The 21,906-nt window shown below is 41.3% G+C and carries 20 protein-coding genes; 13 read left to right on the top strand and 7 right to left on the bottom strand.

All coding sequences use genetic code 11. The features are described 5' to 3' along the window. Window positions 1-102 precede the first annotated feature (102 nt). Genes Q0993_RS06765 through panC form a run of 4 tightly spaced genes read right to left on the bottom strand, consistent with a single transcriptional unit; the run spans window position 103 to window position 3,441 of the window. Window positions 103-1,236, bottom strand: coding sequence for an alpha/beta hydrolase-fold protein (locus Q0993_RS06765; RefSeq protein ID WP_299531065.1), 1,134 nt, complete (start codon window positions 1,234-1,236; stop codon window positions 103-105). A 27-nt stretch (window positions 1,237-1,263) separates the two neighbouring features. After that, complete coding sequence (locus Q0993_RS06760; RefSeq protein WP_299531063.1) at window positions 1,264-2,229, bottom strand: lysylphosphatidylglycerol synthase transmembrane domain-containing protein; 966 nt, start codon at window positions 2,227-2,229, stop codon at window positions 1,264-1,266. Between the two features lie 2 nt (window positions 2,230-2,231). Then, window positions 2,232-2,582 (bottom strand): aspartate 1-decarboxylase, encoded by a 351-nt coding sequence (gene panD / locus Q0993_RS06755; protein ID WP_299531060.1) that lies wholly within the window; start codon window positions 2,580-2,582, stop codon window positions 2,232-2,234. Window positions 2,583-2,595: 13 nt separating this feature from the next. Next, on the bottom strand, window positions 2,596-3,441 hold the full coding sequence (gene panC / locus Q0993_RS06750) for a pantoate--beta-alanine ligase (RefSeq protein WP_299531058.1): 846 nt from the start codon (window positions 3,439-3,441) through the stop codon (window positions 2,596-2,598). A gap of 104 nt (window positions 3,442-3,545) precedes the next feature. On the opposite strand from panC, the gene Q0993_RS06745 reads away from it, so the two are divergent. The 6 genes from Q0993_RS06745 to Q0993_RS06720 all read left to right on the top strand — a co-directional run bounded on the left by Q0993_RS06745 (window position 3,546) and on the right by Q0993_RS06720 (window position 13,261). Next, the gene (locus tag Q0993_RS06745; protein WP_299531056.1) at window positions 3,546-4,355 is read left to right on the top strand and encodes a glycogen/starch synthase; all 810 of its coding nucleotides are present in this window, start codon (window positions 3,546-3,548) and stop codon (window positions 4,353-4,355) included. A gap of 6 nt (window positions 4,356-4,361) precedes the next feature. After that, entirely contained in the window at window positions 4,362-6,257 is a 1,896-nt protein-coding gene (locus tag Q0993_RS06740) for a DUF4270 family protein (RefSeq protein ID WP_299531054.1), read from the top strand. 171 nt (window positions 6,258-6,428) lie between these two features. Continuing rightward, entirely contained in the window at window positions 6,429-8,276 is a 1,848-nt protein-coding gene (gene glmS, locus Q0993_RS06735) for a glutamine--fructose-6-phosphate transaminase (isomerizing) (RefSeq protein WP_299531052.1), read from the top strand. Between the two features lie 198 nt (window positions 8,277-8,474). Further along, window positions 8,475-11,234, top strand: coding sequence for a TonB-dependent receptor (locus Q0993_RS06730; protein WP_299531050.1), 2,760 nt, complete (start codon window positions 8,475-8,477; stop codon window positions 11,232-11,234). A gap of 170 nt (window positions 11,235-11,404) precedes the next feature. Then, window positions 11,405-12,913 (top strand): F0F1 ATP synthase subunit beta, encoded by a 1,509-nt coding sequence (atpD, locus tag Q0993_RS06725; protein WP_299531048.1) that lies wholly within the window; start codon window positions 11,405-11,407, stop codon window positions 12,911-12,913. A gap of 69 nt (window positions 12,914-12,982) precedes the next feature. Beyond that, the gene (locus tag Q0993_RS06720) at window positions 12,983-13,261 is read left to right on the top strand and encodes a F0F1 ATP synthase subunit epsilon (protein ID WP_299531045.1); all 279 of its coding nucleotides are present in this window, start codon (window positions 12,983-12,985) and stop codon (window positions 13,259-13,261) included. 52 nt (window positions 13,262-13,313) lie between these two features. On the opposite strand, the gene Q0993_RS06715 is transcribed toward Q0993_RS06720, so the two are convergent. Beyond that, entirely contained in the window at window positions 13,314-13,850 is a 537-nt protein-coding gene (locus tag Q0993_RS06715; protein ID WP_299531042.1) for a GNAT family N-acetyltransferase, read from the bottom strand. Window positions 13,851-13,885: 35 nt separating this feature from the next. Between Q0993_RS06715 and Q0993_RS06710 the strand changes: the two genes are divergently transcribed. From Q0993_RS06710 to bioD, 3 genes are read left to right on the top strand one after another with little or no spacing between them, the layout of a single operon-like run. Further along, window positions 13,886-15,055 (top strand): pyridoxal phosphate-dependent aminotransferase family protein, encoded by a 1,170-nt coding sequence (locus Q0993_RS06710; protein WP_299531039.1) that lies wholly within the window; start codon window positions 13,886-13,888, stop codon window positions 15,053-15,055. Next, window positions 15,048-15,428 carry a DUF2007 domain-containing protein gene (locus Q0993_RS06705; protein ID WP_299531036.1) on the top strand — a complete coding sequence of 127 codons (381 nt, stop codon included), beginning with the start codon at window positions 15,048-15,050 and terminating at the stop codon, window positions 15,426-15,428. The genes Q0993_RS06710 and Q0993_RS06705 overlap by 8 nt, the downstream gene beginning before the upstream one ends. Before the next feature lie 2 nt (window positions 15,429-15,430). After that, window positions 15,431-16,048 (top strand): dethiobiotin synthase, encoded by a 618-nt coding sequence (gene bioD / locus Q0993_RS06700; RefSeq protein WP_299531033.1) that lies wholly within the window; start codon window positions 15,431-15,433, stop codon window positions 16,046-16,048. On the opposite strand, the gene Q0993_RS06695 is transcribed toward bioD, so the two are convergent. Further along, the gene (locus tag Q0993_RS06695; protein WP_299531030.1) at window positions 16,040-17,458 is read right to left on the bottom strand and encodes a glycosyltransferase family 39 protein; all 1,419 of its coding nucleotides are present in this window, start codon (window positions 17,456-17,458) and stop codon (window positions 16,040-16,042) included. The two genes, bioD and Q0993_RS06695, sit on opposite strands and share 9 nt — an antisense overlap. 127 nt (window positions 17,459-17,585) lie before the next feature. Here Q0993_RS06695 and Q0993_RS06690 point away from each other — a divergent pair, with 127 nt between their 5' ends. From Q0993_RS06690 to Q0993_RS06675, 4 genes are all read left to right on the top strand, one after another. Further along, window positions 17,586-18,002: a hypothetical protein gene (locus tag Q0993_RS06690; RefSeq protein ID WP_299531028.1), complete on the top strand. Its 417-nt coding sequence runs from the start codon at window positions 17,586-17,588 to the stop codon at window positions 18,000-18,002. 21 nt (window positions 18,003-18,023) lie between these two features. Continuing rightward, window positions 18,024-19,202 (top strand): beta-ketoacyl synthase N-terminal-like domain-containing protein, encoded by a 1,179-nt coding sequence (locus tag Q0993_RS06685; RefSeq protein ID WP_299531026.1) that lies wholly within the window; start codon window positions 18,024-18,026, stop codon window positions 19,200-19,202. Window positions 19,203-19,302: 100 nt separating this feature from the next. After that, window positions 19,303-20,397 (top strand): biotin synthase BioB, encoded by a 1,095-nt coding sequence (gene bioB / locus Q0993_RS06680; RefSeq protein WP_299531024.1) that lies wholly within the window; start codon window positions 19,303-19,305, stop codon window positions 20,395-20,397. Window positions 20,398-20,475: 78 nt separating this feature from the next. Next, complete coding sequence (locus Q0993_RS06675) at window positions 20,476-21,336, top strand: cupin-like domain-containing protein (RefSeq protein WP_299531022.1); 861 nt, start codon at window positions 20,476-20,478, stop codon at window positions 21,334-21,336. Between the two features lie 60 nt (window positions 21,337-21,396). Here Q0993_RS06675 and Q0993_RS06670 read toward each other — a convergent pair whose 3' ends face one another. Next, window positions 21,397-21,882, bottom strand: coding sequence for a regulatory protein RecX (locus tag Q0993_RS06670; protein WP_299531019.1), 486 nt, complete (start codon window positions 21,880-21,882; stop codon window positions 21,397-21,399). Between the last annotated feature and the right edge of the window lie 24 nt (window positions 21,883-21,906).

The raw sequence follows: 21,906 nt of genomic DNA, 5'->3' as shown, positions 1-21,906 counted from the left end.
TAAACCTAAACTCAGGATCGTGTAGGAATTTAATGGGATAAATTAGGATAGTCGCCAAAAAGTTGTACTCAAGCCAGATACTAGTAGAAAATGTTGGCTCTTTTAATATCCAAAATCCGCTTTGAGGGCATCGATTTTCTCCAGGGCCATTTCTTTGGTGAGAAAGTCGATTTCGTCCATACCAAAAGCTTTTTCAAAAGTGCGCAAGGCTTTTTTGGGTTCTCCCAATTGTTCGTAATATTCGCCTTCAAAATAAAAGCCCAACATAGTATCGGGGAATTCTTTTTTACAAAGATCCGATAGGGATTTTAAGGACTCGAGGTCTTCTTTCTTACGTGTGCCCGCATAAATTGCCATAACGTCATTGAGCTCAACGGCCTTGCGAAATCCGAAGAGATCTTCTATCATGGTGTATTTGTCTTCCAGGTATTGGAAAACCGGTTCGTCCGATGTCAATATTTTTTCCTTATACTCTTGTGGGCTTATCGGTTTGAATATGTCAAAGGTCCGATCCCATGCCTTTCCGAGTCCATAGGTGGCTATGGAAACTTCATTAGCCTCGGGATATTGATAAAAGAAATAGTGAAAGGATTCCTTGTCTATGACCTTAAGTGCCCTATCCATTTGGAGAATAGCTTCATCTGTTTTTCCTTCAACGATAAGATGATAAAATATCTTCTGCTTTATGGTGTTTAGGCGTTCCGGAACCCTAGTTTCCATTTCAGGAGCCAAAGAAGGCGAGATACTTATATAGGCATTGAACAATGAGTTTTCCTTAAAAAGCCAATAATTTTGAAAATTTGCCGTAATATCATAACCAACGATCATTTTAAATGGGGCCGTATTATAATTAAGGTCCAAATAGGGAATAAGCTCCATGCCAAGGAATTCAAAAAACTTTTTGCCTTTTTCGGAGGGGAGCCCGCTAATTTCCTCAAAAGCACAATCTTCCCAGCGCAAGTCATCCTTGCTTTGATGGATGCCAACAACAATGGATTCAGGCATTCCTTGGAAAGTACTGTAGAATTTTGCGATGGCGACCACCTGGTCAAATAAATAATCCCCATCCAATACCACAATAAGTGGATATTTTTTTTCTTCCGAAAGATTTTCGGGGAAATAGTAGGAGACATCCCTTCTTTCCTGGAGCTTAAAAGATTCGAAAATCTCTTTGGTCACTTGGGCGTTGGCACCGAGGCATATTAGAAGGGTAAGCGTAAGGATAAAACGTTGCATAAGGTGTTTTTTGGTCCGTAGAACAGGTTACCGGTTTCTGTTCCATAACGGTAATACCAGAAAAGATATTGCACCAAAAATCACTATCATAAGGTTTTGTGCCGTCCACATGATCCATCCATAAGCGTCCCCGGAGGTCTTGCTTATTCCGAAAAAGGATAAAGCAGCGGTCACAACAATAGGGAAAAGGCCCAAGCCACCGTTGGTCGTTGCCATCGCAAAGGCACCTGCCACAAAGGCTACTAAAAGAGCTCCCAAAGTAAGATTTTCAGTTTCGGGCACCGTAAATTTTATGACCCAGAACATACCAATATAACAACCCCATATTAGCAGGGTATGAAATACAAATCCTCCTTTCCGCTTCATTTTAAAAATACTCAGGATTCCATCCAAAAGACCTTTCAAAAAGGCCTTGATTTTCATGGCAAAGGCAGAGGTGGATTTTCTGATAATCCTTATGGAGATAATAAGCCCTAGGACACCGGCTACGATTAAGCCGATTGAGCCTACCAGTCCTATTCCATTTTCTTCGAGAATACCTAAAATTATTTCGGCTTGGAACAAAAATGCGATTAGTATTACCAAAAGCAACATGATCACATCGATAATCCGTTCGGTGACTATGGTGCCGAAGCCCTTTTCAAAGGGAACATCTTCATACGTATTCAGGGCCGTAGCCCGTAATATTTCGCCGGAACGTATAACCAACAAATTGGCAAAGTAGGAAATTAGGATAATAAAAACATTGTTGATGATTCTCGGTTTATATCCCAAGGGCTCCAGCAAATAGTTCCAGCGTATTGCCCTGGATACATGACTTACAATGCCAATGAATATGGAGAGGCTTACCCAGAACATATCAGCTTCCTTTATATGTAGGATAATCTGTTCTCGGTCTTCAGGGGAAGTGCTGGCGTAGGAATACCAGACCAAAAAAACTCCCAAAGATATCGGGAGTATGGTTTTTAGTATTTTCTTAAGCTTTCCGTTCAAGATCAGTTCAACAGGTTGTTCGCCTCATTGGGAAAAATCAATGCCGGGTTAAAGTTTTTGGCTTCTTCTTGGTCCATCCAGGCATAAGTGATCAATATCAAAATATCCCCCACAGCAACTTTTCGTGCCGCGGCACCGTTCAAGGTAAGTTCGCCACTACCCCTTGGTCCCGGAATGGCGTAGGTTTCCAAGCGTTCCCCATTGTTATTGTTGACAATCTGCACCTTTTCGCCGCGTATAATGTTTGCGGCGTCCATAAGATCCTCATCTATGGTAATGCTACCAATGTAGTTAAGGTCTGCACCAGTGACCTTTACCCGATGAATCTTGGATTTCACGACTTCTATTTGCATACGACAAAGTTAGTTAATTCAGGGCTATGTTATCTATAAGCCGAACCGTGCCGGCATAAACGGCCATAAATGCCCTGTATTTTTTATTATCTTTTTTTCCTTTAAGGGGCATCAAAGTTTTCTCATCCGCTATTACAATATATTCCAACTCCAAATTTGGATGACCTTTAAACTTATTTTTTGCCCAGTCCATAATAGATTTAGCACTTTCCGTGCCAAATTTCCTTTTGGCAGTCTCTAGTGTTTTGTAGATAATACCCGCTTCCTTTCGAAGTGCCGGGGAGAGCCTTTCATTCCGTGAACTCATCGCGAGTCCATTGGGTTCCCTGACAATAGGGCAGCCTATGATGTCTACAGGGATATCCTTTATTTGAACTAGCCGTTTTACAATTTGCAACTGTTGGAAGTCTTTTTCTCCGAAATAGGCCTTATGGGGATTTACTAATCTCAACAAGGTTTCTACTACAGTACCTACGCCATCAAAATGGCCTTCCCTAAAAGCCCCTTCCATTACTTTGTCCAAACCATCAAATCGATATGCCGTGGAGGTTACCCCTTGTGGATACATTTCCTCAACGGAGGGAGCAAAGACAATAACTTTACCAGAAAGTTTTTCCAAAATATGGATATCCTTCGTTATGCTTTGAGGATATTTTTTTAGATCTTCCTGATTGTTGAACTGGGTAGGGTTAATAAAAATACTTACGATGGTAGTGTCGTTTTCGGAAATCGCTCTTTGGACCAATGATGTGTGGCCATGATGCAAAGCTCCCATGGTCGGGACAAGCCCAAGAGACTTTCCATCACCCAAGGATGAAAGATGTGATTTGAGCTCTTTTTCAGTTTTTAATACTAGCATTGACTTTACGCTAAAGGCCAGCAAACTTACTATAATTACAGCTAATCTGCATAATTTTTGTAATTTTGCAGCTACGCTTGTCCGATAAATAAAATACAACTTTTATGAATGGTAAAAAGATATTGTTCGTATCTTCAGAATTAGTCCCTTACCTACCAGAGAACGAAGTTTCCCTAATGTCTTACGAAGCGCCAAGGATGGTCAATAGCAAAGGTGGCCAAATACGGATTTTCATGCCGAGATACGGCAACATCAACGAGCGTAGGCATCAATTGCACGAAGTAATACGATTATCCGGTATGAACTTGGTCATCAACGACATGGACATGCCATTGATTATAAAGGTAGCTTCCATTCCGCGAGAAAGGATACAAGTATATTTTATTGACAATGATGAATATTTCAAGCGAAAATCTACCTTTACCGATGAGGACGGCAACCTTTTTCCAGACAATGACCAACGAGCTATCTTCTTCGCCAAAGGGGTAGTCGAAACGGTCAAGAAGCTAAATTGGTCCCCGGACATTATTCATGTACATGGTTGGATGGCTTCTTTGTTGCCACTTTATCTAAGGGAGTACTATGCCGATGAGCCATTATTTGCAGATAGCAAAATAGTGACATCGGTCTATGGCAGCAGTTTCGAAGGTGAGTTGGACGGGGGAATGAAGAAGAAAATCACCTTTGATGGTGTACCTGAGGACCATATCAATGCTTTGGAAAGCCCCAACTATAATAATTTGTTAAAAGTGGCGGTAGATTATTCGGATGCCGTTATTTTAGCCGCGGAAGAAATTCCAGAAGATTTACAGAATTACATTTCCAACCTTCAAAAGCCCGTGTTGCCTTATGTTTCCTTGCAAGAATTTGAAGAAGCATACGATAATTTTTATAACACACAAGTTCTAAAGTAATCCTAAATGACTTTTTTGAGAAGATTTAAATTTTCTGCCTTTGCAGGGACTTTGCTTGTGGTACTTTTCTTTTCTTGCGAGGAAGACCTTACCACCATAGGTGCCAGCGTTATTGGAGGTGAGCCCTTTACTACGGATAAGGCGGTTTATGATGTCTTTGCATTTAACAAAAAAATAGAGGCAGTACGTACCAACAAACTTCCCTTGTACCAACTAGGGATTTTCAATGACCCAATTTACGGTAAGACCGAGGCACGCATAACTACTCAACTCATACTTCCCAACACCAATCCCACTTTTGGTATTCTTGATCAGGATACGGAGGACAACCCAGATAGTTCATTCCCTACCCAGATACCCGAAAATGAAACCGTAAAGGAAGTTATTTTGTATATACCTTATTTAAGGGCAGGAGATGAGCAGCGAGATCGGGACTTGGATGGTGTGGACGATGAATTTGATGTCGACCCGGATGATCCCAATAGTGATTCGGATGGTGACGGAGTCAATGACAACCAGGAAAGGGCGAATGGAACAGACCCCTTAAATGTGGATACGGATGGGGATGACATAAATGATGGGGAGGATGATTCCACTATAGCCAACCAATTTCCGAAAAAGTTCGAACTGGATAGTATTTATGTCAATGGCCAACTATTTGATGATGAAACCCCATTGTCCTTTAATTTGAAGATAGAACGTTCTACCTTCTTCTTGCGTGATTTAGATCCCAACACCAACTTTCAGGAAGCCCAAGAATACTTTTCCACACAAAGGTTCTCGCCAACTTTTGTGTCCGATGTCCTATTTGAGGGTGAAATTACCGTAAGTAATGAACATATATTGGTTCCTTTGGAAGACGACCCAACTACCGAGGATGTGGACGAGTCAGAGCAATTCAGTCGTTTAGATCCAGGGATACGGATTTCTTTGGATTCTGATTTCTTCCAGGAAAATATTTTGGATAAGGAAGGAGGTTCTGAATTATTGAGTCAACCTAACTTCAACGAATTTTTAAGGGGGCTTCATTTTTCAATATCCTCTATTTCGGATGATGCTATGGTCCTTTTGGATCTTACCAACCCTAATGTAAGCTTGGATATTGTGTACGAATATGATGCCGTAGATGTAAATGGGACCGCGGATGATGTTTCGGATGATATTGTTGAAGTAAGGGAAAGCACCTATTCGATTGATCTGATTACGCGATTGGATGCTGGAGGAATTAATGGCAATGCGGTCAATACATTTATAAATGACGCCTTCCCTCCTCAAATAACAGACGCCTTGGATGTTTCGGAAAATGCTTCGAGGATTTATTTAAAAGGAGGTTCGGGATCTTTTGCGGAAATAAATCTTTTTGAGGAGGAAAACGGTGAAGAAGTCTTAAACCAGATAAAGGCCAACAATTGGATTATCAATGAGGCCAATCTCATTTTTTATTTAGATCGCCAAACCTTGGATGCCGCTGGGGATGCTGCAGAACCTCCCCGGCTATATCTATATAACGCCGAAACCAATATTCCGGTATACTTGTCAGGAGCTCAGAGACTTATCGATTCCAGAACAGGGCAGATTTTAGTAGCTGCCGTAAATGAAAGTTATGATGGAAGATTAATCGTGGAATCGAACGAAAAGGGATCCAGGTATAAATTAAAGATTACCGATTATATTAATGATTTGGTAATCCGAGATTCCACCAATGCAACTTTGGCACTTACCATAACTACAGATATTAGATCTAGCGCAACACGAAATGCCATGCTGACCGATGAAGAAAGGGATTTGCCATTTGTTTCTACCCTAAGCCCTTTGGGAACAGTGCTTTTTGGTAGTAATGTTGGCCCGGAGAATGAGGATAAGAAATTGAAACTTGAGATTTTTTATACGGAAACCAATTGATGTTAAGAAGTTGGCCGCAGAGTATAATTTGGATTTTATAAGGCAATATTTTCTTCCTTCCTATACCACATAAAGAGATTATACGTTTTACATCCAAAAAGTGGTGAAGTTTAATGACATCGTATTAGATTTGCATTATACTCAAAATCATCTTATTAATACCTTTTTATTATGTGTGGAATAGTTGGTTACATAGGACACCGGGATGCATACCCCATTATTGTAAAGGGCTTACAACGGCTGGAATATAGGGGCTATGATAGTGCGGGAATTGCATTATACGATGGTACTTCCATAAATCTTTCCAAGACCAAAGGTAAGGTCGAGGACCTTAAAAATAAGGCTGAAAATAGCATTTCCTTAATTGGGAATCTAGGGGTAGGCCATACACGTTGGGCTACACATGGGGTGCCAAACGATGTCAATTCCCATCCCCACTATTCCAACTCAGGTGATTTAGTGATTATTCACAACGGGATTATCGAGAACTACGAGTCCATTAAAAAGGAGTTGACCAAAAGGGGATATTCCTTTAAATCGGATACGGACACCGAAGTTTTGGTTAATCTTATAGAGGAAGTAAAGAAGACTGAAGGGGTAAAATTGGGACAAGCTGTTCAAATTGCACTGAATCAGGTGGTTGGGGCATACGCTATAGCTGTTTTCGATAAACAAAAACCAGATGAAATTGTAGTGGCTAAATTGGGAAGTCCTTTAGCCATCGGAATTGGGGAAAATGAGTTTTTTATTGCCTCGGATGCCTCTCCCTTTATAGAGTTTACCAATAACGCCGTGTACTTGGAGGATCAGGAGATGGCTATCGTTCGCCTGGGAAAGGAGATCAAACTACGCAAAATCAAGGATGATGCCATAGCTTATCCCAAAATCTTGGAACTACAGCTGAACTTGGAGCAAATTGAAAAGGGAGGCTATGATCACTTTATGTTGAAAGAGATTTACGAGCAGCCTCACGCCATATTGGATACCTACAGGGGAAGACTTCTTGCTGATCAGGGCATAATCCGTATGGCAGGAATAGATCAGCATCTCGAAAAATTTGTCAATGCCGATAGGATTATTATCGTGGCTTGCGGAACATCTTGGCATGCCGGGTTAGTGGCGGAATATATTTTTGAGGATTTGGCTAGAATCCCTGTGGAAGTTGAATATGCATCGGAGTTTCGATACAGGAATCCGATAATTACCGATAAGGATGTACTTATTGCCATATCACAGTCCGGGGAGACGGCAGATACGTTGGCCGCAATAAAACTGGCCAAGGAAAAGGGCGCTTTTGTCTTTGGAGTGTGCAACGTCGTGGGGTCTTCCATTGCCAGGGAAACCGACGCAGGCGCTTATACGCATGCCGGACCTGAAATAGGCGTTGCATCGACCAAAGCCTTTACGACACAAATTACAATCCTAACGTTAATGGCCCTTAAATTGGGCAAGGAAAAGGGGGAGTTTTCAGAATCGAAATTCCATGAATATCTAACAGAGTTGGAAAACATTCCTGCAAAAGTGCAAATAGCATTGGAATCCAATCCGTTAATCGAAATCATTGCGGATGTGTACAAGGAATCCGGTAATTGCTTGTACTTGGGTAGGGGGTATAACTTTCCTGTAGCGCTTGAAGGAGCGTTGAAATTAAAGGAAATAAGCTATATACATGCCGAGGGTTATCCTGCCGCCGAAATGAAACACGGCCCTATAGCCTTGATTGATGAGCAAATGCCTGTTATAGTAATTGCTACAAATAAGGGGCATTATGAAAAAGTGGTAAGTAATATTCAAGAAATAAAGTCAAGAAAAGGGATGATTATCGCTATCGTTACCGAAGGCGACGAACAAGTGACGGAATTGGCAGATCATGTAGTGGAGATTCCTGAAACATTGGAAAGCCTAACACCGCTCTTGACCACGGTACCCTTACAGCTTTTGTCCTACCATATAGCCGTAATGCGAGACTGCAACGTAGATCAGCCCCGTAACTTGGCGAAATCCGTTACCGTTGAATGATGGATTTGCAAAGGAAGATTCAAAAAAGGCCACGGACAACTTTCGTGGCCTTTTTCTTTGGCGATTATTGATTTCCTATTTTTAAAGATGTTTTTTTACAATTATTATACTATGCATGCATAATTTTTTCCGTTTTATGATTGTTCCTTTCTAAAAATCTGTATCTTGCCCTACGAACTAATTTAACCCAAAGTTAACATGAGAACAACACTATTGTTATCCATGCTGATGCTTGTGACGGTTGGTTTTGCGCAAACAACGGTAAATGGAAAAGTAGTAGATGAGAACGACCAACCCATTCCGGGAGCCAATGTGGTCATTGTGGATAAGACCATAGGGACAGTCGCTGATTTTGATGGGGTTTTTACGTTGGAAACATCGGAAGTCCCCCCTTTTCAGTTAAGAATTACAAGTATAGGGTATTCTGATGGGGCTGCAAATGTTACGGAAAATAATCAAACATTGACTATTGTACTTTCGGAGACCCAGACCTTTTTGGATGAGGTGGTCATCTCTGCTTCCAGAACTCCAGAGCGTATTTTCGAATCCCCGGTATCCGTCGAACGTTTTGGGATAAGGGATATTAAAAATGCGTCATCAGCCTCCTTTTATGGTGGACTTGAGAATTTAAAGGGTGTGGATATCAATGCTAGTAGTTTAACTTTTCAATCCTTGAATACCAGAGGTTTTGCTGCAGTTGATAATTCTAGGTTCGTACAATTGGTCGATGGTATGGATAACTCTTCCCCAGCATTGAATTTTGCTTTGGGAAATCTGGTAGGAATGAACGAGTTGGATGTACAAAGTGTGGAGATTTTACCAGGGGCTTCTTCCGCATTATATGGGGCCAATGCTTTCAATGGTATTCTATTTATGAGAAGCAAGAGTCCATTTGACTTTCAAGGGATAAGCGTTTATGGCAAAACCGGGTTGACCTCCCAGGAAGCGGCTGGAAACAATTCGTACTACGATATTGGGATAAGGGTAGCCCATGCATTTAACGAAAGATTTGCGGTAAAGGCCAATTTCTCCATTTTAGAAGGTACGGACTGGTTCGCAGTAAATGAAGAAGATTTAAGTATTCCCGGAGCGGATCGAAGTAATCCTGCCTATAACGGATTGAACGTGTTTGGCGATGAGGTTGCCATACCCATTGATTTTGATGCTGCCACGGGATTTCCCTCCGGCACCTTGGGTTCGGCGGTGGTCTCCAGGACGGGTTATTCAGAACGGGATTTGACCGATTACGGCGCCCAGAGTGTCAAGTTCGATGGAGCGGTTCATTACAGACCTTTCGGTGATGATTTCGAGATTATATATAATGGTAGAATAGGTCGCGGTTCTACCATCTTTCATGGGGCCAGTAGGTACTATATTGATGATTTTATTTTGCAACAGCACAAGCTGGAATTCAAAAACAACAATTTTTTCCTAAGGGGCTATATCACATCTGAAAATGCGGGTAACTCCTACGATATGCGTTTTACGGGAATAAACGTTAACAATATATGGAAATCCAATGCCCAGTGGTTCGGGGATTATGTGGCTGCTTTTGCAGGAGCCAAATTAGGCATAGGAACCGGGGTATTACTTGATGATGAAGCAGCTCATGCTACAGCTAGACAAGCAGCGGATACGGGAAGATTGATTCCGGGAACTCCCGAATTCCAAAGTGCCTTTAATGCTGTAATTTCGGACGGGGATTTGGCTACGGGGTCCCGCTTTATAGATAACACAAAGCTAAGCCATATCGATGCAAACTATAATTTTAGTCATTTGACCAAGGATTTTGCCGATATACAAATAGGAGGGTCTTTTAGGGAATACGTGCTCAATTCGCAAGGAACCATTTTTACGGATTTGGATGGATCCATTCCGTATCAGGAATTTGGTTTATACACGCAAATCCAAAAACAATTTTTGGACGAAAGACTAAAGTTTACAGGTTCCATTCGATATGATAAGAACGAGTTTTTTGATGGTTTCCTTTCGCCGAGGGCTTCATTGGCCTATACTGCGGGATCTAAAAGAAATCATAACTTCCGGGCCTCTTTTCAAACAGGCTTTCGAAACCCTACCACCCAGGACCTGTTTATTGGATTGGATCTAGGCAATGTTATATTGGTGGGTTCAGCACCGGACAACCTGGAAAAACGAACGTTTTCGGTCACCAATAACAATACAGGAAATACAGGGGTTTTTGTGCCAAGGGATACCTATGAAAACTCTTTTTCAAAAAGTTCGGTAGATGCCTTTAGAGCTTCCAATTTTGCGAATGCCGACTTGCTGGAAGTAGGTAATCCCGATCCCATAAAGCCAGAACAAGTTTCTGCCTTTGAAATGGGGTATCGCGGGCAGATTGGAAAGTTCACCATAGATTTAAGCGGATATTATAATACCTTTCAGGACTTCATTGCCACCGAAAGGGTTATTGTGACATTTTCCAAGGATGAAACCAACTTGCAAGCCGCCGCCGCGGAAATAAGAAATGGGGATAGTCAGGAATTTCAGGCCTATACCAATTCCACGGCAGACGTAAACTCATATGGTGCTACCTTGGGTGTGAACACAAGGATTCTCGGTAATTTTGATTTGGGAGTGAACTACACTTTTGCGGATTTTGACTTTGATGAGGCTTCCGACCCGGATTTTAGACCTGGTTTTAATACGCCGAAGCATAAGGTGAAGGCATCTTTCGGAAACGAAGAGTTATTCAAAAACTTTGGGTTTAATGTCAATTACAGATGGAGTGATGCATTTTTCTGGCAGGCTTCTTTTGCCGATGGGGATATACCGGCCTACACAGTTTTGGATGCTCAAATCAATTATGCCGTGCCAAAGATAAAATCAGTCTTTAAGCTTGGGGGGTCCAACCTTTTGGCGGACGAATATTTTACCATTGTGGGCTCTGGTCTCGTAGGATCAATTTATTACCTTTCGTGGACGATAAATCCATAGCACAAGCCTATAAAAAGAACTGAAGAAGGGTGTTCATTGGGCACCCTTTTTTTGGTCAAAAAACAGCAAAAAGAAGTTTCCAATTAAGACGGAATACCATATCTTTGCAGCCGAAAAAACTAAGGCTTTCTAGCACAGTTCCTAACCTTAATAGCTTAAATACAAAAGTAATGTCAAAAATTACAGGTAAAGTTTCTCAGATAATAGGTCCGGTAGTGGATGTTGAATTTGAATCGGGATTGGATCTCCCCAAGATTTATGATTCTTTAGAAATTACTAGGGAAGATGGGTCAACATTGGTTTTGGAAGTGCAATCCCATATTGGGGAAAATACCGTAAGGTCCATATCCATGGATTCTACGGATGGTTTAAGCAGGGGAACGGAAGTACTGGCTACTGGAAATGCCATTCAGATGCCTATAGGTGAGGAGGTTTATGGACGTTTGTTCAATGTAATCGGGGATGCCATTGATGGAATCGGGGATTTGCCCAAAGAAGGGGATAATGGTTTGCCGATTCACCGTGAAGCTCCAAAATTTGAGGACCTTTCCACCTCTACCGAGGTTCTTTTTACTGGAATCAAGGTAATCGATTTGATAGAACCTTATGCCAAAGGTGGTAAAATTGGATTATTCGGCGGTGCTGGGGTTGGAAAAACGGTATTGATTCAGGAATTGATCAACAACATAGCCAAAGGACATGGTGGTCTATCTGTATTTGCAGGGGTTGGGGAACGGACTAGAGAAGGAAATGACTTGCTTCGCGAAATGTTGGAATCCGGTATTATAAAATATGGGGATGACTTTTTGCATTCCATGGAAGAAGGAGGATGGGATTTGTCCAAGGTCGATAAAAAGGCTATGAAGGAATCCAAGGCTACTTTCGTTTTTGGCCAAATGAACGAACCTCCGGGTGCCCGTGCCCGTGTTGCCCTTTCAGGATTGACCATTGCCGAGTATTTTCGTGATGGCGCAGGGGAAGGCCAAGGAAAAGATGTGCTTTTCTTCGTTGATAATATCTTCCGATTTACCCAAGCCGGTTCGGAGGTGTCCGCCCTATTGGGACGTATGCCTTCTGCGGTAGGTTACCAGCCTACTTTGGCCACGGAAATGGGGGCCATGCAGGAAAGGATTACTTCTACTAAAAGAGGTTCCATTACTTCAGTACAAGCGGTATATGTACCCGCGGATGACTTAACGGATCCCGCTCCTGCAACAACATTTGCCCACTTGGATGCAACAACGGTATTGTCCCGTAAAATTGCTGAACTTGGAATCTATCCGGCGGTGGATCCCTTGGATTCCACCTCGAGGATTCTGACCCCGGAAATTTTAGGAAAAGATCATTACGCTTGTGCCCAAAGGGTAAAAGAGTTGCTTCAACGTTACAAGGAACTTCAGGATATCATTGCTATTTTGGGTATGGAAGAGCTTTCCGAAGAGGATAAACTTGCAGTGGGTAGGGCAAGGCGTGTACAACGTTTCTTGTCACAACCATTCCATGTAGCGGAACAGTTTACAGGTACACCTGGGGTTTTGGTAGATATAAAGGATACCATAAAAGGTTTTAATATGATTATGGACGGTGAATTGGACCATTTACCGGAATCGGCCTTTAACCTCAAAGGCACCATAGAAGAAGCTATTGAAGCAGGTGAGAAAATGCTGGCCGAGGCATAAATCGGGCTTTGTCCGATAAATGCCAAATTCCAACATGGAATTTGATATTTAATTTGAGATTTAGACCGTATGTATTTAGAAATCGTATCACCTGAAGCTACACTGTTCGCTGGAGAAGTGGAGTCTGTAACCGTACCGGGCATCAACGGTGAATTCCAAATGTTAAAGGACCACGCACCTATCGTTTCATTGCTACAAAAGGGGCAGGTAAAAGTTGATGGCAATGTGGTCATCGATGAGCTTTATAAAGATAAGTTTAGCAAGGACCCCAGTGGTAAGACCGTTCTTCCTATTACTAGTGGCACCGTTGAAATAAAGGATAACAAGGTAATTGTTCTGGCGGATTAGTAAATCAGACTGTTTTCAACCTAAGGGACCTGTTGAATAACAAAGAAGGATTTTATTTGAGCAAAATCAATTGCCATTCCTGATCAACGGAACGATACTTTTTTAAATCTTTAAAACCAACTGCATAATGTGCCTCAAGGGAGCGTTGGTTCTCGGTGTCTACTTCAGTGATGATAGTGGGATAATCCGGAAACAAAGTTGATTTCATAGTTTGGTATAGTTTTCTGAAAACACCTTTTTTCCGATAAGCCTTGTCAATACATATTTGTCCCATAACCATATACTTTTCTCCTTCGGATAGCACGGTCTTAATTTCTTGGAACATAGGTCTTAAGACGGCTATTATTTCTGCAAATCTAGGATGCATACATAAGGCATAACCGATTACCTTGTCCTTGTCCTTGTCCTTTGCGATGATATGGGGGCAGACCTGGTGCATCTTCCTTAATTGATCAAGAGAATGGGATACCGTTACAAAGCCCTCCGTATACTTCTCTTGCCTTGATAAGGATTCCGATAGGTTACGCTTTTGTAATTCTAAAATCTGTAATAATTCATCTTCTATTGACGTCCTTTTGTAGATGACCATGTCAAGAAGTTTTAATAAAGGTAGTAAATTTGAATATGGCCAAACTTCCCCTCAAATTAAAGGCGAAACTCTCAAAACGAAAGGAGGATAATTTTATCAGAAACTTGGTTGAACCCTTGGATCTAATGGATTTTACTTCTAATGATTATTTGGGTTTTGCCCGGAGCAAAACCATTTTTTCCAATGCTTTTAAGCTTCTAAAAAAAAGAGGCATAACATCGAATGGTGCTACGGGATCGCGGCTACTTTCGGGCAATCACAGTTTATATAAGGAGTTGGAGGAAACCTTGGCCGAATCTCTCGGAGTGCCTTCCGCATTGGTTTTTGGTTCAGGGTACGCTGCCAATGTAGGTTTTTTTGGTTCGGTCCCGCAACGTGGCGATTTTGTCTTTTTTGATGAATTGATCCATGCCAGTATCCGGGACGGTATTAAAATGGGCAATGCCAAAAGCTATAAGTTTAAGCACAATGACTTGGAAGATTTAAAGGATAGGTGCCTTTCCAAATGCAATGGAACTACTGATGAAGTAGAGATTTATATTGTTACCGAATCAGTTTTTTCCATGGACGGGGACTCTCCCGATTTGAGAAAACTCTCAAATTTTTGTGTCCAGAACGGATTTAATCTCATCGTGGATGAGGCGCATGCAATAGGTGTTTTTGGAGAAATGGGCAAAGGTAAAGTTGTTGAGTTAGGGCTTCAAAAGGAAGTATTTGCCAGCATTATTACCTTTGGTAAGGCTTTGGGTTGTCATGGGGCAGCGATTTTAGGGAGTGGTGAACTCAAGGACTATTTGGTGAATTTTGCACGAAGTTTCATTTACACAACGGCGCTACCACCACATTCCATAGCAACGATTATTGAAGCGTATCACTATTTGATGTCCTCAAAAGGAGTCGACTCTAGGGAAAGACTCAAGGAGAATATTATTTATTTTAAGAGCAGGGTAAATTTAAAAGGACTTGATTCCTTTTTTATCCCAAGTTATTCGGCCATTCAGAGTTGTATACTGCCCGGAAATCGGCAAGTTGGGTCAATAGCCAAAAACATCCAGGATGTCGGCTTTGACGTAAAACCAATTTTTTCCCCAACCGTTCCGAAGGGAAAGGAACGTTTGCGTTTCTGTTTGCATAGCTTTAATACTAAAAAGGAAATCGAGAAATCTCTTGAAATACTCTCCTATAATTTGAATGTTTATGGGTGAAAGATTTTACACTTTGGCTTCTTTTGAATATCCGGCGGATGTCCAGGTTTTAAAGGGCAAACTGGAATCTGAGGGTATTCCTGTTTTTCTAAAGGATGAAAATACCTTGAATTCCGACCCGTTGATCAGCAGTGCCATTGGTGGAGTACGGATTCAGGTTTACAGCAGGGATAAGGAAATGGCGAAGGCGATTTATGATGAAATTCGGTCCTACGCCTTGGATAAAAATGGTAACCCTGTTGTTTGCCCCAATTGTAAGGCCCAAAAGTCAGAAGTCTATTATCAACGAAAAAGCCTTTTCCATAAACTCTTCCCTTTTTTTGAAAAAAGAAAGTACAAATGCCTAAATTGTGGCATGATTACAAAACCTTAGGAATGCAGAGAATATTTGTTACCGGAATATCCACCGAGGTGGGAAAGACTGTTGCCTCGGCTATACTTGTGGAGGCCTTGGAGGCAGATTATTGGAAACCGGTCCAGGCCGGGGAACTGGATTATACGGATAGCCATAAAATACAAGAACTTATTTCCAACACTAAAAGTGTAATCCATAAAGGCAGTTATGAACTGACTTCCCCCATGAGCCCCCACGCGGCTGCTGAAATAGATGGTATTCACATTGAAAGGCAACATATCGTTGAGCCGGAAACAGATAATCATCTGATTATCGAAGGAGCAGGAGGTCTGCTGGTTCCCTTAAATGAGGAAGATACCATTTTGGATATCATTATGCCCAATTACAAGGTGGTGGTGGTTTCCAGGCACTATCTGGGAAGCATTAATCATTCCTTATTGACCATCCGTTGGTTACAACAAAAGGGATATGAGGTCTCGGTAATTTTTAGCGGTGATGCCAATCCGCATACAGAAAACATAATACTTCATAAGACAGGGGTATCCTTAATAGGAAGAATTGAAGAAGAACCGGGCTTTGACCGGGAAACCATAAAAAAATATGCGAATAGATTTCGTGGTATATTGGAGTCAATGTAGGCGTTGAAGGATTTCGGCCTTATCAATTGTTGCAAAAACCGTATAGTACTTCTCTAAATAGGCATCAACATATTCGTTTTCTTCTACTTCCTTCTTATCAAAAACCAATCTATTTTTTCGCACAACAATTACCTTAGGTTGTACTTCTTCCAATATATATTGTAATTCCTGTAAGGAAGAACTCCTTGGGTTGTCATAAAAGCGAAATAACTCGTCCCTGCAGATATTACTGGGGTGTGTGGCCGCCTTTGTGGGCGGTTTTACATCAAGTATCCAATATCCAATATGATAGCCCAAAAACAAAATGTTCTGTGTGTCCATATTTGCACCGACCAAGTACTGGGGTACGGTAAATCCTTCACCATTGAAGTAAGTATTTCTTTCCATTTTATTCTTTACTATGGAATAGTATTCAAAGTAACTTTCCAAAGGCAATACCAACATTAAAAAAAATAGATAAGGCCTATAATCGAATTTTTGGAATATTGGGATTTTACTTATTGCCATACCCACTAGAATTATCAATATGGGATGTAGTTGTATCAAATAATGGCTGTTGATCCGTCCACCTTTGAAGAAGGAAAAAAGTACACCCAAAATTGCAATTACCAAAATTTGAACCGTTGTGCTTCTAAAGTCTAAAAGCTTCTTTTTCCATAGGTAGTAGAAGAACAAACCTAGGAGAAGAAATGTGGGTGCCATTTTAACAAGGGAATACCGCCTGGCATCCGTGTATTCCAATGGGGCAAGGACAACGGATTTCCACCAAACCTCCGTATTGCCCGAAATGAAATAAGGCAACAACGTTAATAGAATAATAATTATAATTCCACTGCCAAAAAGAAAGGAGAATTGAATTCCTTTATCAAATTCCCTTTGCTTTATATAATGGTAGGTAAGGTATGCTCCCAACAGGAGCACAGCATAGGCCATATTCAATTTTGCCATAATCGCAAGGCCCATGAAAATCCCCGCCAAACCTGTCCACAGTACTTTTTTCTGTTTTATGAGTAGATAAAGTCCCGGCATAAAAAAGGCCATACAAATATGTTCCGACATTACTCCCTGCAAACTTCCAAAGAGACTTTGTAGCGCAATGCAGGCCATAGCCACCCAAAGGCCCAGTTTAATGGAATGTAATTCCTTTCCGATCCTATAGGTAAAAAAAGCCGTAGTGGCCACAAGTATGGTTCCTAAAAACCGGATGGCTAAAAAACTTTTTCCAAAGACATAGATGCTGCTGGCAAAAAAGAGGTAGGTAACGGGCGGTTTTAAATCCCAAAGTTCCACATAGGGTAAATAGCCGTCTACCCAAGATTGGCCCATAAGAATAAAGGTGCTTTCGTCCCGATCTATGTAGTCCCTAAAGAAAAAGGGAAACCTGATAAAAAAGGAGGTTGCCAAAAGCAAAATAAAAATAGATTTGTCCCTAAGTTTATGGTATTGAGGAGTAAGAGATGTTATAACTTTGCGCAGCATCAGACCAGGGTTGCTTCCCATCCCTGCAAGATAGAAAAAAGGCGACTTGTTAAATTCAATGATAGCCAAAAAACTTTCCAAAAGAGATAAGAAACCTATGTTTTATGGAGAAGACCAAAGGAATGTCCTTTTCACTTTTAAGGAGGGATTTCAAGAACAGACCTCTATGGCGGGCGCTTTGGCCTGTACTGCCACTTTGGCCAGGATTGAATTATTGTGTTCCCAGGGAATTCAAGAAATCCAAACACGTGAAAAAGTTGGAATCATCAGACAATATGTTACCGTTTCGGCCTTGGAATTAAAATTGCATCCGGAATGCCACTGTAATCTTAGGGGCAAACCCTTCAGATATTTTATAGATAAAGGTGTATTTTTGCGTCCTCTCGGAAACACCATTAATATTTTAGCATTCTACGATATTTTGGATCAACAGGAAGAAAAAGGTTTACAATACTATTCAAGGCGTTTTGAATAGTATTTGAATTGTACTGAAATTATGCCGGAACAACCGATTACGATAACTGCAATTTCTTCTATTTCTTCATTGGGAAAATCCATCGAGGAAGTTTGGAAGAATTATCAACAGGAAAACCATCTTTTTGAAAAAAGAAGTTTGGGCGACCAAGAGGATTGGGTGGCTCCATTGTCACAAAAAACAAAGCTTGCTATTACCGCCCTAAAGGAGTCCAATGCCAAATACAAAAACTTGGATAATACGGTGCTTTATGCTCTCTATGCCTCTAGACAAGCCATACAAAAAGCGGGATGGAAAGAAGGAACCAACTTTGGTATCAATATAGGGTCGTCCAGAGGGGCAACGGGTCTTTTTGAAAAATATTATGATGACTTTAAGATAACCGGTAAAGCATCCCCACTCTCCTCCCCAACAACGACTTTAGGCAATATTTCCTCTTGGATAGCCCATGACCTAAAGACCAAGGGTCCGGAAATATCACACTCCATAACTTGCTCCACTGCCTTGCATGCCTTGTTGAACGGAATGGCATGGATCAAAAGTGGTATGGCCGATAGGTTTTTGGTAGGCGGTAGTGAGGCACCACTGACTTCCTTTACCTTGGCCCAAATGAAAGCGTTAAAGATATATGCCCATTGCCAACAGCTTTCGGTAGATACATTGAGTTACCCATGTAAGGCCCTGGATTTTGAAAAAAACAAAAATTCAATGGTGCTGGGAGAAGGGGCCTCCGTCGCCTGTCTCGAAAAAGGTGTTCAGAAAAGTTCGTTGGCAATTGTAGAAGGTATCGGATATGCAACCGAACCTTTAGAGCATTATGTTTCCATCTCGAGTGATGCAAATTGTTTTCAAAGATCCATGGAAATGGCACTAGGGAACATTCCATATGACGCTATTGACGTGATTGTAATGCATGCACCGGGTACCCTAAAAGGGGATATTTCGGAGTATAGGGCCATCCAAGAAGTATTTGGGGATCATTTACCGGCCGTAACCACAAATAAGTGGAAAATAGGACATGCTTTCGGGGCCTCCGGAATGCTAAGTTTGGAATTGGCCATCTTAATGTTGCAACACCAAGAATTTATAACGATACCCTTCGTTACACATAAAAGAAAACCAAAAAAAATTACCAAAATACTAATCAATGCAGTGGGGTTTGGAGGCAATGCCGTTAGTGTTGTTTTGGGGAAAGTATAACCAAAAAACAAACAAATATCATATTTTAGCCATTCGCAAAGTCGTTCCTTAGCTGCTAATTTTTATTTGGTTAATTTTAATTTGGATATAATTCAATTCTATGAGCTATACTAGACATAACTGGACCAAGGAGGAGGTTCTAAATATATATAATAAACCTTTGATGGAATTGCTGTATGAAGCGGCGACAGTGCACCGAAAGCATCATGACCCTAATACAGTACAAGTTTCCACTTTATTATCCATTAAGACAGGGGGGTGTTCAGAGGATTGCGGATATTGTCCCCAAGCGGCCCGATATCATACCGATATAGAAAAAAATGATCTTATGTCGGTTTCGCATGTTAAGGCCCAGGCATTAAGAGCCAAGCAATCTGGAAGCTCAAGAGTTTGTATGGGAGCTGCATGGCGAAACGTAAAGGATGGCCCCGAGTTTGATCAGGTTTTGGAAATGGTACGTACCATCAACAAATTGGATATGGAAGTTTGTTGCACACTGGGCATGCTAACGGAAAATCAAGCCAAACGTTTGGCCGAAGCCGGACTCTATGCCTATAATCACAATTTGGATACTTCCGAGGATTACTACAAAGATGTTATTTCCACTCGTGCTTTTGAAGACCGTTTGGAGACCATAGACAATGTTAGGAAAAGTAATGTCACGGTATGTAGTGGAGGTATTATTGGCATGGGTGAAAAACTGGAGGATCGGGCAGGTATGCTTGTAGCCCTATCTTCTTTGAACCCTCAGCCTGAATCCGTCCCTATAAATGCATTGGTGGCTGTGGAAGGTACTCCCATGGAGGATATTGAACCTGTGGCCATTTGGGATATGATACGTATGGTAGCTGCCACCCGTATTGTAATGCCAGAGACCCAAGTACGTCTTTCCGCTGGCCGTACGCAAATGAGTAGGGAAGGGCAGGCGCTTTGTTTCTTTGCCGGAGCCAATTCAATTTTTGCCGGTGACAAATTGTTGACCACTCCCAACCCGGACGTAAACGAGGATATGGAAATGTTTGCACTCCTTGGGCTCAATAGTCAGAAACCCTTTGAAAAGCACGCCCAACCTAAGACCGTTGAGGCTTCTGATTCCGTGTTACAGGACTTGGGCGAAAAGCCGAAATGGACCCGTCCCGGACATAGTATTGAACGTAATGAAGCCGCAAAGGCAAAGTCAAAAATAGCGGGGTAGTCTCTTAACCAAAGGTTAATTTTAGGAAAGCATTTTGTAAGGTTTTTTACCTTTGATGTTTAAATAACCTGAACACCATTGGAATTAAAAAACATCCCCAGAGTCAAAACTCTTACAAAAAAAGAGTTTATTGATTCTTTTTTTAAGCCCCAAAGACCCGTAATAATCGAGGAATGTACGCTTCACTGGCCCGCGTATTCCAAATGGAACCTTGAATACATGCGGGAAGTAGCGGGAGACAAAATAGTTCCTTTGTACGATGATAGACCTGTGCATCATGAAGATGGCTTCAATGAGCCACATGCACAAATGAAGATGTCGGATTATATTGACCTATTAAGGACTGCACCGACCCGTTACCGCATTTTTCTTTGGAATATCCTTAAGGAGGTTCCTGAACTCCAGAAAGACTTTGATTATCCTGACCTAGGTTTGCGATTTATGAAAGGGTTGCCGATGCTCTTTTTTGGAGGGAGGAATTCCCATACCTTTATGCATTACGATATAGATTTGGCCAATATTTTCCACTTTCACTTTGAAGGTCAAAAAGAATGCATCCTTTTTTCTAGGAAAGAGACAAAATATCTATATAAAATACCACATTCCTTAATTACCCATGAAAGCATTGATTTTTCCAACCCGGATTTTGAAAAATGGCCGGCCTTAAAACATGCTAAGGGTTATAGGACGCATCTAAACCATGGTGAGGTACTTTATATGCCAGAAGGATATTGGCATTATATGAAATATCTTACCCCTGGATTTTCCATGAGCCTTAGAGCTATGGCCCATAATCCCAGAAACGTTACAAGAGCAATCTATAATATTCTAATAATGCGCCATTATGATGGCCTAATGCGCAGACTTAAGGGCCAAAAATGGATAGATTGGAAGAATGAAGAAGCGATTCAGGAGACCAACAAACGCGTTGAAGTATAGTGACCAATAAGTTTTTTCGAAAAGGTTGGAATGGGATTCCAAGAATTTTTAAAGATACGGTCAAGTGTCGTAACCTTTTAATAAATCTTCGATTTTATCATAAACGAGATGGCTTTCCCAACCTCTATAGAAGAGATAATCTGCCAGTTTTCTGCGCTTTTCGGGAAGACTTCTACCGGTTAATTGGTTCACTCTTTTTCTTGCCAGGGTGTCCAGTGTCCTTTGATAGTCCTCTTCATTAATTTCCTGGAGTGCCGTTTGTATATTATGCTTTGAAATATTTCGTTGTCTTAGCTCATTTATGATACGATTTCTTCCCCATTTTTTTATGGCGAACTTCCCTCGGGCAAAGCTTTTGGCAAAACGCTCTTCATTGAGGTAACCCTCTAAAATCAAGTGTGCCATAATTTGGTCTACGGCCTCTGGAATCATGCGCATTTCTTTTAATTTGGATAAGGTCTCTTTATGGCAACGCTCCCTATAGGCACAATAGCGCTCTATTTTTTTAATGGCTTCAGGGAGTGTATAGCTTGGGTTAAAAGGCATTCGACAAAAATAATAAACAAAAAA

This window comes from Ulvibacterium sp. (genome assembly GCF_028285715.1).
In the GTDB taxonomy this organism is placed as follows: Bacteria; Bacteroidota; Bacteroidia; order Flavobacteriales; family Flavobacteriaceae; genus Ulvibacterium.
This window is presented reverse-complemented; position numbering and strand designations above follow the sequence as displayed.